The organism is Candidatus Kryptonium sp., from assembly GCA_025060635.1.
GTDB lineage: Bacteria > Bacteroidota > Ignavibacteria > Kryptoniales > Kryptoniaceae > Kryptonium.
The window spans coordinates 124,631-138,560 of record JANXBN010000004.1 but is presented as its reverse complement, the minus strand read 5'-3'; the positions used below and the strand labels follow the sequence as shown (position 1 = coordinate 138,560).

General features: G+C 37.4%; 12 protein-coding genes and 1 tRNA gene. 2 read left to right on the top strand and 11 right to left on the bottom strand.

Annotated features, from left to right (window positions below; translation table 11 throughout):
* Positions 1-31: 31 nt before the first annotated feature.
* The 10 genes from rodA to NZ923_07135 form a co-directional block, all read right to left on the bottom strand.
* Positions 32-1,255 carry a rod shape-determining protein RodA gene (gene rodA, locus NZ923_07180; protein ID MCS7229801.1) on the bottom strand — a complete coding sequence of 408 codons (1,224 nt, stop codon included), beginning with the start codon at positions 1,253-1,255 and terminating at the stop codon, positions 32-34.
* Positions 1,249-3,024 (bottom strand): penicillin-binding protein 2, encoded by a 1,776-nt coding sequence (gene mrdA, locus NZ923_07175; protein ID MCS7229800.1) that lies wholly within the window; start codon positions 3,022-3,024, stop codon positions 1,249-1,251. Before mrdA ends, rodA begins: the two co-directional genes overlap by 7 nt.
* Positions 3,021-3,506 carry a rod shape-determining protein MreD gene (mreD, locus tag NZ923_07170; protein ID MCS7229799.1) on the bottom strand — a complete coding sequence of 162 codons (486 nt, stop codon included), beginning with the start codon at positions 3,504-3,506 and terminating at the stop codon, positions 3,021-3,023. The genes mrdA and mreD overlap by 4 nt, the downstream gene beginning before the upstream one ends.
* Entirely contained in the window at positions 3,503-4,273 is a 771-nt protein-coding gene (mreC, locus tag NZ923_07165) for a rod shape-determining protein MreC (protein ID MCS7229798.1), read from the bottom strand. The genes mreD and mreC overlap by 4 nt, the downstream gene beginning before the upstream one ends.
* Before the next feature lie 77 nt (positions 4,274-4,350).
* On the bottom strand, positions 4,351-5,376 hold the full coding sequence (locus NZ923_07160) for a rod shape-determining protein (protein ID MCS7229797.1): 1,026 nt from the start codon (positions 5,374-5,376) through the stop codon (positions 4,351-4,353).
* 16 nt (positions 5,377-5,392) lie between these two features.
* Positions 5,393-6,934, bottom strand: coding sequence for a bifunctional phosphoribosylaminoimidazolecarboxamide formyltransferase/IMP cyclohydrolase (gene purH / locus NZ923_07155; protein ID MCS7229796.1), 1,542 nt, complete (start codon positions 6,932-6,934; stop codon positions 5,393-5,395).
* Positions 6,909-7,505 carry a phosphoribosylglycinamide formyltransferase gene (gene purN / locus NZ923_07150; protein ID MCS7229795.1) on the bottom strand — a complete coding sequence of 199 codons (597 nt, stop codon included), beginning with the start codon at positions 7,503-7,505 and terminating at the stop codon, positions 6,909-6,911. The genes purH and purN overlap by 26 nt, the downstream gene beginning before the upstream one ends.
* A 188-nt stretch (positions 7,506-7,693) precedes the next feature.
* Positions 7,694-9,319, bottom strand: a complete 1,626-nt coding sequence (groL, locus tag NZ923_07145) for a chaperonin GroEL (protein MCS7229794.1) — start codon at positions 9,317-9,319, stop codon at positions 7,694-7,696.
* A gap of 32 nt (positions 9,320-9,351) precedes the next feature.
* The gene (groES, locus tag NZ923_07140; GenBank protein ID MCS7229793.1) at positions 9,352-9,648 is read right to left on the bottom strand and encodes a co-chaperone GroES; all 297 of its coding nucleotides are present in this window, start codon (positions 9,646-9,648) and stop codon (positions 9,352-9,354) included.
* Positions 9,649-9,895: 247 nt separating this feature from the next.
* On the bottom strand, positions 9,896-10,270 hold the full coding sequence (locus NZ923_07135) for an Rrf2 family transcriptional regulator (protein MCS7229792.1): 375 nt from the start codon (positions 10,268-10,270) through the stop codon (positions 9,896-9,898).
* Between the two features lie 104 nt (positions 10,271-10,374).
* Here NZ923_07135 and NZ923_07130 point away from each other — a divergent pair.
* Positions 10,375-10,447: transfer RNA gene (locus tag NZ923_07130), tRNA-Ala, on the top strand.
* 85 nt (positions 10,448-10,532) lie between these two features.
* On the top strand, positions 10,533-11,459 hold the full coding sequence (locus NZ923_07125; protein ID MCS7229791.1) for a ParB/RepB/Spo0J family partition protein: 927 nt from the start codon (positions 10,533-10,535) through the stop codon (positions 11,457-11,459).
* Here the strand turns inward: NZ923_07125 and NZ923_07120 are convergent.
* A complete protein-coding gene (locus NZ923_07120) occupies positions 11,456-13,897 on the bottom strand; it encodes an AAA family ATPase (protein ID MCS7229790.1) in 2,442 nt (813 codons plus the stop codon). The two genes, NZ923_07125 and NZ923_07120, sit on opposite strands and share 4 nt — an antisense overlap.
* Positions 13,898-13,930: the final 33 nt, after the last annotated feature.

Genomic DNA, 13,930 nt, shown 5'->3' with positions numbered 1-13,930 from the left:
CAGAAGAATTTAACTTTTAAAATTTTAAAAATCAATTAAGTTCCCTCCTATTTGCGTAAAAATTCATAAGTAAGCCAGCCATTGCCATATTAACCCACATCGCAGAACCTCCATAGCTTAAAAACGGAAGCCATATCCCGATCACTGGTGAAAGCCCAAGCGTCATTCCTATGTTCACCATAATATGGAAAAACCAAGTTGAAAAGATGCCAATCGCCACTAAACTCGCGAACCTTTGCTTTATTAGCGTAGCAAGATTTATCACCCTCCACAAAAGAATCAAATAAAGCAAAAGAATTGTCACAGATCCAACAAAACCAAACTCTTCAGCTGGAACACAAAATATAAAATCAGTCCATTGCGCTGGAACAAATCTCAACTGCGTCTGTGTCCCTTTCATGAAACCTTTTCCAATTAATCCCCCAGAACCAATTGCAATCTTTGACTGAATTACATTATAACCAGCACCAAGTGGATCTTTCGCCGGATTTAAAAATGTTGAGATTCTCTTTTGCTGATGTGGTTTCAAAACTTTATGGTAAATATGTTCGCTTGTCAACCCAATCATAAGGTTCATTGCAACAATCATAAAAGTCAAAACAAACGGCTTTCTCATCAACAGAAATAAAATAGTGATCAGAATTGAAGCAGCGATAAAAACTTTAATGCTAAAAAATGACGCAATTATTAAAACAACGGGAGCAAGCAAAAGCAAAAGCCAAAAAACAGGAACTTCTGCCCAAAACATAATTCCGAGAAAAATAGCCCCGAACACGATCGCAGTCCCGAAATCTGGTTGTAAAATTGTCAAGAAAAATGGTATGAAAGTCAAAATACCAGCAACTATAAGCGTAACCGGATTATCAGCTCTGACATTTCTTTTTGAAAGAAAGTAAGCAAGAATTAAAATCGTTGTAAACTTTGCAAACTCTGAAGGTTGAAATTGAAATTTACCTATTTGAATCCAAGAAGCTGAACCTGAAACTTTTTTCCCGATGAAAATAACGATAACAAGAAAAGCAAGTGAAATTATATAAAGCAAAACCGATAAACTCAATAATCTTTGAACTGGGAAAAAATAGAAAAACACCGCGATAAAAATACCGCTTATGATCCAAAGCACATGCTTTAAAAAGATGGAATATTGTCCCGGAAGTTTTGTAGCGCTGTAAATTGAAAGCACACTCACAAGTAATAGAATAAGCAAAGGCAATAAAATCTTAAAATCAATTTTATCTCCTATCCCTCTTACCATTTGGCGACCTTAAACTCTGTTCTTTGGTTTTTTAGTTCAAAATACTTTTTGACTATTTCTTTAGCAATTGGTGCAGCGACTGCGCCACCAAAGCCAGCATTTTCAACGATAATTGCAAAAGCAATTTCAGGATTTTCATACGGAGCAAACCCAACGAACCAAGCGTGATCATTACCATGTGGATTTTGAGCAGTTCCAGTCTTTCCGGCAACATTTATGCCTTCAACCCTTGCACCTTTTCCAGTGCCAGAAGGACTGTTAACAACTAAATACATCGCCTCGCGAATTATATCAAATGTTCTTTGCGAAACTGGTATTTCCCTCGTATAATATGAAACCTCTTCAATTTTGCCAGTTTTCTTATTTATAATTTCTTTAACCAAATGTGGTTGATGATATTTACCTGAATTTGCAAGAACCATTGCATATGTTGCCATTTGAAGTGGAGTCGTGCTTATCTCACCTTGACCAATCGCCAAGCTTATAAGATAACCTTTCGTCCATTTATTAACACCATAAACCCTGTTGAAGTACTCCGTTGATGGCAAAATTCCTTCAATTTCCTCAGGCAAATCAACCCCAGTTTTTTTACCAAAGCCCAAAAGTCCACCATATCTTGACCAATCGTCAAAATTAACTCTCAACATCAAGTTATAAAAGTAAACATTACAAGAGACCTCAATTGCTTTGGTTAAATTCACCCAACCATGACCTTGCGATGTATGGCATTTAAAAACCTTGTCCCCATAAACAAAATAACCAGGGCAATAAACTTTCCAATTAAGATCAACAGACCCAGTTTCAAGCGCAGTTATCGCAAGAACCATTTTAAATGTTGAACCCGGGGAATAAAGACCAGAAATCGCTCTATTTAATAACGGCTTTTTAGGATCAGAGTTAAGTTGGCTCCATACCTCGCCTGGTGTATATCCGCTTAGAAGTGCTAAGTCATAATTTGGCTTACTTACCATAGCGAGAATTTCACCATTTCTTGGATCAAGCACAACAACCGAACCAGATCTGTCCCGAAGCAACTCTTCAATAAATGCCTGCAATTCAATATCAATCGTTAGGATTAAATCAGAACCCTCAGCAGGTGGTATATCATTTTTGCCATCGTTATATTTACCGACAAATCGCCCGAGAGCGTCAACCATTATGAAACGATATCCTTTTTCCCCTTTTATGATCGGTTCATAACTTTTCTCAAGACCTGATTGACCAATTTGATCCCCAGGTTTATACAATCCTTTATAGATATTCAACTGAGATGAAGTTATCTCTTTGACATATCCAAGGATGTGTGAGGCAAGACCCGGTGCTCGGTAATTCCTTTTATGTTCAATTAAATAATCAACACCTCTTAACTCACCCCTGTGTTCTTCAATGTATGCTATCGCTCTAACAGGAGCATCACGACGAATCTTAACAGGTGAAAATGGAGAAGGAGCAGATGAAATCTTTTCAAGGATATATTGACGATCGACCTTTAAAATTTTAGCAAGGACATCAAGATTTTTCATATCAAACTCATACGGTGTCAGAGTAACTGTATATGAGGGAACATTGTCCACGACAATTTTTTTATTTCTATCAAATATCAACCCCCTGATTGGATCATGCTGGATTGTCCTTATGCTATTGATTTCTGCTTGTCTTTTGTATTCAACATCACGATAAAGCTGAAGCTCGTAAAGCTTAACGATGAAGAACAGAAAAATGATGGAAAGAAGTATTTTTAAAAACTTAACTCTTGATGTTTCGGTCATAACAACCTTGTCTCTTTTGAGGTTATGAAAACTGGAATCAAAGATAAAATACCCGTGTAGATTGTCTTTCCAATTATCATTTTGGCAATTTCGGCACCATCTAAACTATTAGCCAAGATATCAATCAAAAAGTAAACAGTATTGTCAACCATGGAGACAAAAATAACTATGCCTAAAAAGCGAAGCGTCTCTGTGTTCGCAGAGGTCTTGGCTTCACTATAAAAATATCCAGCGACAAAACCAGCAACAGTTTTAGAAAGAGCCGAAAGTCCCAGGACAAAGTTAATAGTTAGATCCATCAGCAATCCAGAAATAAATCCTGCTAAAGTTCCAGAAATTTGTCCCTTTTTCAAAGCAACATACACGACAAAAATTATCATCAAATCTGGAACTATTTTCTCTATCGCAATCAAAGGCACAATCACTATTTGAAGCGCCAACAACAAAAGACCAGTAATAAAATATCGGATATAAAGCATCATTTCAAGTTTTTATTTTCCAAACTGGCTTGCTCAATTTCTTCTCGCTCAAAATCACCCTTATACTTTATAATGAAAACTTCTTCAAGTTTTGTGAAATCAACGGAAGGTTTCACTTTGATTGCCTTGAAAAGTCCAGGGACAGAATTATCAATTTCTGCGACCACCCCAATCTCAAATCCAGATGGAAATATAGTGCTATATTCTGAGGTTATCACGACATCACCAACCTCAACATCCATTGTTTTTGATACATTCATCAACGATAGAAAGTCGCCTCCCTCCCATCCAAGTATACCATCAACCCTGCTTCTTTGAATCTTAACACTTGCTCTAAAATCCTTGTGAAAAAGTATCATAGCTAAAGAATAATTTTTTCCTGTCTTCATAATTTTTCCAACCACACCTAGCTCACAAACAACAGGCATATTAACTTCAACGCCATCGTTTTCGCCAGCGTTTAAAACTATGTAATTGTATGGGCTAACGAGAGTTTTCCCGACAACATCTGCTGGTATAAATTCATAGTTATTTTGTTTCTCCTTGAACCCGAGAAGCTTACGCAATCTTATGTTTTCAAGTTTCTCCTCACGAAGTTGGTTTAATTCGCTTAACAAAAGGACATTGGTTTTTCTTAACTCTTTATTTTCAGCTTTAAGGTCATAGAAATTAGGCAAAAAACCTGTTATATGTTTTGCGAATCCAATTAGTTCAACGGCGATCCGCGCAACAAGATAAGATTTTGATGAATTGCCCGAAAAAAGAAGCAACAAAGAAACCAAAAGCAGAATTGAAAATATGAGGTACTCCTTAAAATGTTGAGTTATTTGGGATAAAATTCTAAACATCAGTACCTTTGGCTTTTAAGTAAAACTTTTGAATATGCTTCAAGGTTTTCAAGAACTTTTCCAGCTCCACGGACAACAGCTGTAAGTGGATCTTCAGCGACATGGACTGGTAACCCCGTCTCCATCCTGATTCTTTCATCAAGACCTTTAAGCAACGAACCGCCACCTGTTAGCATTATACCGCGATCAAGTATGTCAGCTGCAAGTTCTGGTGGTGTTCTTTCAAGAGCAAGTTTTATGGCATCAATTATCGCAATAATAGGTTCATTTAAAGCTTCACGAATTTCAACTGAGCTTACTTCAACAATTTTCGGAATCCCCGTTACAAGATCGCGACCCTTCACTTGAATTGTCACCTCCTGTTCAAGAGGCATCGCTGATCCGACTTCACACTTTATATCTTCAGCGGTTCTCTCACCTATCAAAATGTTGTATGATTTTTTAAAGAGTTGAATTATCGCATTAGTCATCTCATCGCCAGCAATTCTTATTGACTCTTGAGTTACAATTCCAGACAATGCTATGACAGCGATTTCCGTAGTTCCACCGCCAATATCAATGATCATATTCCCATACGGTTCTGTCACATCAATTCCGATACCAATTGCTGCAGCCATCGGTTCAGGGATTAAGTGAACTTCCTTAGCCCCAGCATGTTCAGCCGAATCACGAACTGCTCTTTTCTCAACTTCGGTAACTCCGCTTGGAACACTTATCACAACTCGCCTACTTGGAAACCAATTTACATGGATTTTTTTAATGAACTCTCTTAACATTCCCTCCGCCATTTCAAAATCTGCTATAACTCCATCTTTCAAGGGTCTTATTGTCTGCAAATCTTTATGAGTTCTGCCAAGCATCTCCTTCGCTTCTCTTCCGATCGCAACTATTTTACGAGTGCTTCTATCATATGTGACAATGGATGGCTCATTTAGAACAATTCCTTTTCCTTTCATCCAAATTAGCGTGTTTGCTGTTCCGAGGTCAATTGCGATATCAGCTGTAAATAAATTGAATAGTCCCATTTCCTCTTCCAATTTTTTAGTGTTTAAAATGTCTTATCCCTGTAAAAACCATTGCGATGTTATGTTCATCAGCGATTTTTATGATTTCCTCATCTCTAATTGAACCTCCGGGTTGAATCACTGCAGTTGCACCTGCTTTTATAGCTTCAATTAAACCATCAGGAAACGGGAAGAAAGCATCTGAGGCCACAACGCTTCCCTTTAAATCATGTCCCATCTCCTTAGCCTTCATAATTGCAACTTTTGATGCATCAACTCTTGACATCTGCCCTGCGCCAATTCCAAGGGTTCTGTCTTTCTTTGCATAAACTATCGCATTTGATTTAACATGTTTAACAACTTTCCAAGCAAATATCAATGCCTCCATCTCGTCAAGGGTTGGCTTTCTTTTGGTGACAATTCGTAAATTTGCCGGATCAATGTCAATTGAGTTAGTTTCCTGAACAAGAACACCACCCATCACTCTTTTGAAATCAAGTTCAACTTTGCTTAAAATATCAACATTTCTATATTTTATCAACCTTCTATTCTTTTTTCGCATTAAAAAATTCAAAACATCGCTCGGAAAATCTGGAGCGATTATGACCTCCGCAAAAATTTCATCTATTGTCATTGCGGTTTTCAAATCAAGTGGACGATTAAAAGCAATTATCCCACCAAAAGGTGAAACTGTATCTGTTGCGAAAGCTTTTTTAAATGCCTCAAGAATTGATTCCTCATCAACTCCAACACCGCACGGATTTGTATGCTTTACAATCACGCAAGCAGGTTTATCAAATTCAAGGACGAGTTCGGTCGCAGAGCTAATGTCAAGTATGTTGTTATAAGAAAGCTCCTTTCCATGTAATGGCTCAAAATAATTGAAAAAGTCCCCGTAAAGAGCGGACCTTTGATGGGGATTCTCACCATAGCGTAGATTTTTAACTTTACTCAAATTCACAGAAAAGATTTCAGGCAAAATATCTCCAGTCAAGCGAGAAGCAAAAAAGTTAGCTATAACTGCATCATAATTTGATGTATATTTGAAAACCTCCAACGCAAGCGAAAACCTGGTTTCCTCGGAAATTTCACCATTGTTTGCCTTAAGTTCTTTAATTATTTCATCATATCTTCTGGGATCTGCAACAACAGCAACATATTTATAATTCTTAGCCCCAGCTCTTAAAAGCGTAACGCCTCCAATATCAATATTCTCAATTGCCTCATCCATTGTAAAGTTTTCCCGTTTGATAACACTTGCAAACGGATAAAGATTTACAACGACAAGATCAATCGGGGTTATGTCAAACTTTTTCAATTGCTCAACATGTTCAGGCTTATCTCTCACTGCGAGTATACCAGCAAGAATTTTGGGATGAAGGGTTTTAACTCTTCCATCAAGTATTTCAGGAAAACCAGTGATTTCTTCAATTTTTCTTGCTTTGATATGATTCTCAACAAGAAGGTTATAAGTTCCACCTGTTGAAATTATTTCTATATCAAACATCCGCAGCTCGCGCGCAAATTCAACTATGCCTGATTTATCATAAACACTAATAAGAGCTGTCTTGATTTTCATCTTTAATCAAAACTTTTCTTCCAGAAACAGTTATTTTGCCATCAACAAAAAGTTTAATTGCTATTGGATAAATTTCATGTTCAACTTTCAAAACTCTCTCTGCAAGCGTTTCGGGCGTATCATCATCCCTGACCTCAATTGCCCTTTGCATAACTATTGGACCGTGATCATATTCTTCGTCAACAATGTGAACAGTCACACCAGTGACTTTAACTCCGTAATCAATTACAGCTTTATGCACATTCATACCATACATCCCCTGACCTCCAAAGGCAGGCAATAGTGCGGGATGTATATTGAGAATTTTATTACGATATTCCTGAACTACCTCAGGCGGAATTTTTTTCATATATCCGGCAAGGACGATAAGTTCAATGTTTCTTGATTTAAGTTCATAAAGAAGTTTTTTTACATAATCCTCATCGGAAGTAAATTGAGCACGACTTATATGAAGAGCATCAATTCCATTTGCTTTTGCTATCTCAAGTGCGCCGGCATTTGAATTATTACTTATCACAAGTGCGACTTTGGCATTTATCTTTCCTTCTTTTATGGCGTTGAGAATTGCCATGAGATTTGAACCACGCCCAGAAGCAAAAACAGCAATGTTCATTGATTACATCTTTTTCTTCGTTTTCAGGATAAATTTAATACTTGATTCATAAAATATCAAATCTGTTAAGTTAAAGCGTGCGCTACAACGATAAACAAAAAAGCCCCGACCTAAAGGTCGGGGCTTCTAAATGCTTGATTTAATGATTAGTACATGTCACTCATTCCACCTGGAACTGGTGGTGTCTTCTCTTTCTCTGGCTTCTCAAACACAACAGCTTCAGTTGTCAACAACAACGAAGCAACGCTTGCAGCATTTTCAAGCGCAACACGAGCTACTTTAGTAGGATCTATAACGCCAGATTCAAACAAGTTTTCAAACTTTTCGGTCTGAGCATTAAATCCGAAATCATCTTTTCCTTCCTTAACCTTCTGAACTATAATTGATGGCTCATGACCAGCGTTTGCAACGATCCATCTAATTGGCTCTTCAAGTGCTTTTCTTACTATATCTATTCCGACAGCCTGATCTTCGTTCTCTGGCTTAAGTTCATCAAGCTTATGCATCACTCTCAAATATGCAACGCCTCCACCTGGAATGATACCTTCTTCAACGGCAGCTTTTGTTGCATGGAGTGCATCTTCAACTCGTGCTTTTTTCTCTTTCATTTCAACTTCTGTCGCTGCACCAATCTTTAGAACTGCGACACCACCGCTTAACTTAGCAAGACGCTCCTGGAGTTTTTCACGATCATAATCAGATGTCGTTTTTTCAATTTGCACTTTGATTTCATTTATACGACGCTTTATCTCATCCTTGCTTCCAGCACCTTCAACGATCGTCGTGTTATCTTTGTCAACGACAACTTTCTTAGCTTGCCCGAGATATGAAAGCTGAGCATTTTCAAGTTTGAATCCTTTCTCTTCGGATATAACTGTTCCACCAGTTAAAATCGCAATATCTTCAAGCATTGCCTTCCTTCTTTCACCAAATCCTGGTGCTTTGACAGCACAACAACGCAATGTCCCACGAAGCTTGTTAACGACAAGAGTTGCAAGAGCTTCACCTTCAACATCTTCAGCTATAACAAGAAGTGATCTTCCAGATTGAGCGACTTTTTCAAGTATCGGGAGGAAATCCTTTAGCGAGCTAATCTTTTTGTCATGGATCAAGATATATGGATTTTCAAGAACGCATTCCATCGTATCTGGATTTGTTACAAAATATGGTGAAAGATAACCACGATCAAATTGCATACCTTCAACTATTTCCATCGTGGTCTCGGTTCCTTTTGCTTCTTCAACTGTTATGACACCATCTCTTCCAACTTTTTCCATTGCGTCCGCGATTAGCTGCCCAATTGACATATCATTGTTAGCAGATATCGCTCCAACATATGCTATTTCCTTCTTATCCTTAACTTCTCGGCTTATCTCTTTTAAACCTTCAACAACCTTCTTAACCGCCATATCAATACCTCTCTTCAAGTCCATCGGATTTCTTCCAGCAACAACATTCTTCAGTCCTTCTCTAAATATAGCTTGTGCAAGAACTGTCGCTGTTGTCGTTCCATCACCAGCAACATCACTTGTCTTTGAGGCAACCTCACGAATTAACTGGGCTCCCATGTTTTCAACTGGATCTTCAAGCTCAATCTCCTTTGCTACTGTAACTCCGTCTTTAGTAACAACAGGTGGTCCAAATTTTTTATCTATTATAACATTTCTACCCTTTGGACCAAGGGTAACTTTTACTGCTTCGGCGAGCTTATCAACGCCACGCTTTAGTGCTGCACGTGCCTCCGCATTGAAAAGTATGTCCTTTACTGCCATATTTTTACCTCCTTTTCTTTTGTTTTTAATTTTTACTCAATTATTGCAAGAATATCGCTTTCCCTCATTATTAAATACTCTTCGCCATCAATTGAAATTTCAGTTCCAGCATACTTACCATATAAAACCTTGTCTCCAACCTTAACCTCCATCGGGATCTTCTTGCCATCATCTGTAATTCTTCCCGGACCAACTGCAATTACTTCCCCCTGTTGCGGGCGCTCTTTTGCTGTATCAGGAATAACAAGACCACTTTTTGTAACTTCCTCAGCTGGCAAAGGTTTTACAACTACCCTATCCGACAAAGGACGAATATTTACTTTTGCCATAAAAGCTACCTCCTCTTAAGTTTTATTTTTATTAGCACTTAGCATAGACGGTTGCTAAAGGCAATTATAAATATAATCTCAAAAACAATTCAAGTCAAGTGACAAAATGACACTTATATTAGCATTTCAATTGAAAATTAATTAAAATCAGAGGGAATTAATACAAAGAACTTGTAAATTTGTCATCTTTAAATTTTGAACTCCCCGTTGAGAAGCTCCTTAACCGTTTTATTTGACAACATCTGCCTTATCTCTTCTCGGATGACCTTCCAGTAGTCATGAACAGAACAAGGATTTTTATCTGAACAACTTGGAAGCCCGAGAACACAATCTGTAAAAAGTTCTTTCCCTTCAAGAGCAAGCCAACATCGATCAACTTAACTTTCTCTGGTGATTTCTTCAGAAAAAATCCTCCATTTTTGCCCCGCTTTGAGTGTATAATTCCTGCCTTTACAAGTTTCTGAATAACCTTCGCAAGGAAATGATAAGGAACCTTTAAATCCTTCGCTATGTCCTTCGTGCTTATTCGTTTTTTATCTTTTTTATTATCGGATTGATTTAAGGCGATATACAAAACGGCTCTCATTCCATACTCAGCAGTTTTACTTAACAAACCTGACATTTTTTGCGCTTAATTTTTTTGAAAAATTTAAGACGAAATTTTTGCAATTTTAAAATTTGCAAATGAAAAAATTATCGTGTAAATTAAAAACGATTTCACATCAAGGGGCCGTAGCTCAGCTGGGAGAGCGCCACAATGGCATTGTGGAGGTCACGGGTTCGAATCCCGTCGGCTCCACTTCACTCACCGCTTGCATATTTCCTACACTTAGTGTAAATTACTTAATGAAAATTATTATAAAAACAAAACTTCAATTAACGCTATGAAAAGGAGAAAGTGGCCAATATATCCCAGTAATGAAGTTATTCCCCCAGAGCTTAAAGAGCTTTCACAAAAGATTGAGGACGATGGAGGAGCTGTGCTATCAATTTATCGTGAGCCTTACGGAAAAAACTGGCAAATTTTTGCACTTCTACCAATTGAAAAAGTTAAACCAACACCTTTTCAAAGAGATTTGTCAATTGCACATGTAAGACGACTCAAAGAAGTAATTGAAGAGCTTAAAAGATTTATTGATCCAATCGTAATAATAAGAACCGAACAAGGTGAATACTGGACTCCAAACGGAAACCACAGAAGGGAAGCTCTTCTACAACTTGGGGTAAAAGAAATACCTGCAATCGTGATTCCAGATACATCAGTTGCATTTCATATATTATCTCTTAACACCGAAAAAGCACATAACCTCAAAGAAAAAGCACTTGAAGTTATCAGAATGTATAAAGGTCTCCTTGAAACAGATGGGAGAGTTTCTGAGGCCGAATATGCTTTTCAATTTGAGGAAGCGTATTTTATAACACTCGGATTGCTATATGAGAAGTATCCTAAATTTAGTGGCTATGCATATGTTCCGATACTTAAAAAAGTTGACAATTTTATTGACGCGCCCCTGCCAGACGCTTTGAATGAAAGAGAAAAAAGAGCAAACATCCTCAAAGATGTAGACGATATAGTTGAGCCTATCGTTCATAGCTTAAGAGAAAGAGGAATAAATCATCCGTTCTTAAAACAAGCAGTCGTTTCAAAAGTTAACCCAATCAAAAGAAAACGAGCAAAAACAATTGATATTGGATACGATGATTTATTTAAGCAAATGAGAAAAGCACTTGAAAAACTTGATCCATCCACGATAACTATGGAAGAACTAATTGCACTTGCTTCTGAAATGAGCGAATGGACAGCGGATTAGCTAGCTGCAAATTTCCTTAAACCTTTTGAAATCTCTTGCAACCTTTTATCAACAAGATAGTTTACAGTTCCAGGTTCAAATTTTCCATTTTTTAATCTTTTTCCAGCTTTGACGCCTGTTAAGATCTCAATTCCCTCTTCAATCGTTTCAACTGGATATATATGAAACATACCACTTCTCACCGCTTCAATTACATCATCTCTTAACATGAGATCTTCAACATTTTTCTTTGGTATTATCACTCCTTGCTCTCCAGTTAATCCTTTCGCCTTACAAACATCAAAAAATCCTTCAATTTTTTCATTAACCCCACCGATTGGTTGTATATCACCTTTCTGATTTACAGAACCAGTCACTGCTATGCCTTGTTTGATAGGTAGTCCGGAAAGTGCAGAAAGCAACGCGTAAAGTTCAGTTGAAGAAGCGCTATCACCATCAATTCCAGAATAAGATTGCTCAAAGCAAATACTTGCCGAAAGCGTAAGCGGTTTATCTTGTGCGTATTTCTCCCTCAAATACCCAGCAAGAATTAATACACCTTTGTCATGAATTCTTCCGCTCAAATTTGATTCACGCTCTATATTTATAACCCCGTCTCTGCCCATTGATACACTTGCGGTAATCCGAACTGGTCTACCGAATCTGTAATCTCCCATCTCATAGATTGTCAACCCATTAACTTGTCCAACTCTTTTGCCAACTACATCAACAAGTATCACACCCTTTGCTATCAACTCTTTTATCTTATCTTCTATCATTTTTCTTCTATTGAAACTTTCCTCAATCGCTCTTTTAACATGTTCGGCTTTCACAAAATCGCTGTTATCAACGCCAGCCCAATAATTCGCCTCGCGAATTAAATCTGCTATCAAACTGAATCTCGTTGTAATTTTATCCCTTCTGCCAGCTTGCCTAACCGCAAACTCAATAACTTTAGCTATCGCTTCCTTATCAAATGGTTTTAAATTCTCATCACGACACATCTTCCGAACAAATTTAGCATATTGAATAATTGACTCATCTGTTAAATCCATCTCAAAATCAAAGTCAGCTTTAACTTTAAAAATTTTGCGGAAATCCTCATCGTATTCATAAAGCAAATGATAAAGCTCAGGATCCCCAAGCATTATGATTTTTGTATTTATCTCAATTGGCTCTGGCTTAAGCGATATTGAACTTATTTGAAAAAAGACATCAATCGGTTGGATTTCAAGTTTTCTATGTATAAGAGTTCGTTTAAGCGCCTTCCACACCCCAGGCTCACTCAATGCGTCCCTTGCGTTCAAAACGAGATAACCTCCATCTGCTTTAAGAAGAGATCCCGCTTTTATTTTTGTAAAATCAGTTCTCCAAAAACCTCTGGAATCATAAACTTTTTCAATAGTTCCAAATATATTTGCAAAGGTTGGTGTTGTTTCTATTATAACAGGCACACCTTCCTGCTCTGAATTATCAAGAATGACATTAACACGATACGGGAGAAATGGATCGGCTTCATCTTTTTGTTCAGGAATCGGGACCAATAACTTGCCTTCGTCAGATGCTTTTTTGAAAATGTTAAGATTATTCAAGATATGTTTCCTCACTTCATCAAGATACTCATGAACCTTAGGTATTTTAAACTGTTCTTTGATCTCATCAATTATTCCTTCAATTATTGACTTAACCGCCTCACGCTCAAGCTCCTCAAGCTCTCTTGTCATTTCTCTTGCAAGAAGCATCTCCTTTCTGAAAATCTCTTGCATTTCGGATTGTAGCTCAAGATATTTCTGTTGAATTTCACGAACTGTCTCCTCTGGAATTTTTCCAGCTTTTGCGAGATTGAAAAGCTGCTCTATCGGCATTGGCTTTCCTTCAACGATCGGGACAATGCTTGGTCTAACGACATTTTCAATTTGCATATTTATAATCGCAAACCTTTCGCTTTCAACTTTCTTTTGAAACTCACGAAATAGCTCCTGTTCCTTTCTCTGATACTTTTCTATTATTTTATTTCTTGCTTCAATATATTTTTCATCCTCAAGCGTTCTCGGTATTTTTTGTTTCAAATAGAAAACCATTGCTTCCATATTTCGCTTAAACATTATCGCCTGTCCACGAGGAAACTCAAGAAGCCGCGGTTCATCAGGATTTTTAAAGTTATAAACATAACATCTGTCAGGAGCTTGTGGTGCTTTGGGTGAAATTTGTTTTAGAATGTGTTTTATCGTCGTCATTCGTCCAGTCCCCGTTAGACCACAAACAAATATGTTATATCCTGGAGCGAAAAGTTCAGTCCCAAGCTTTAATGCCTTTAAAGCTCTTTCCTGCCCAATTATATCTTCAAGTGGTTCAACTTCATTTGTCGTCTCAAATTGTAACTTTTCAACGGGACATGCCCATTTAAGTTCTTCAGGTTTTAATTCATTAAAACTTTTTTTGAATTTGAGTTTTACCATAGCAGATTTTTCTGTTTTGTTTACCTTTTTGTC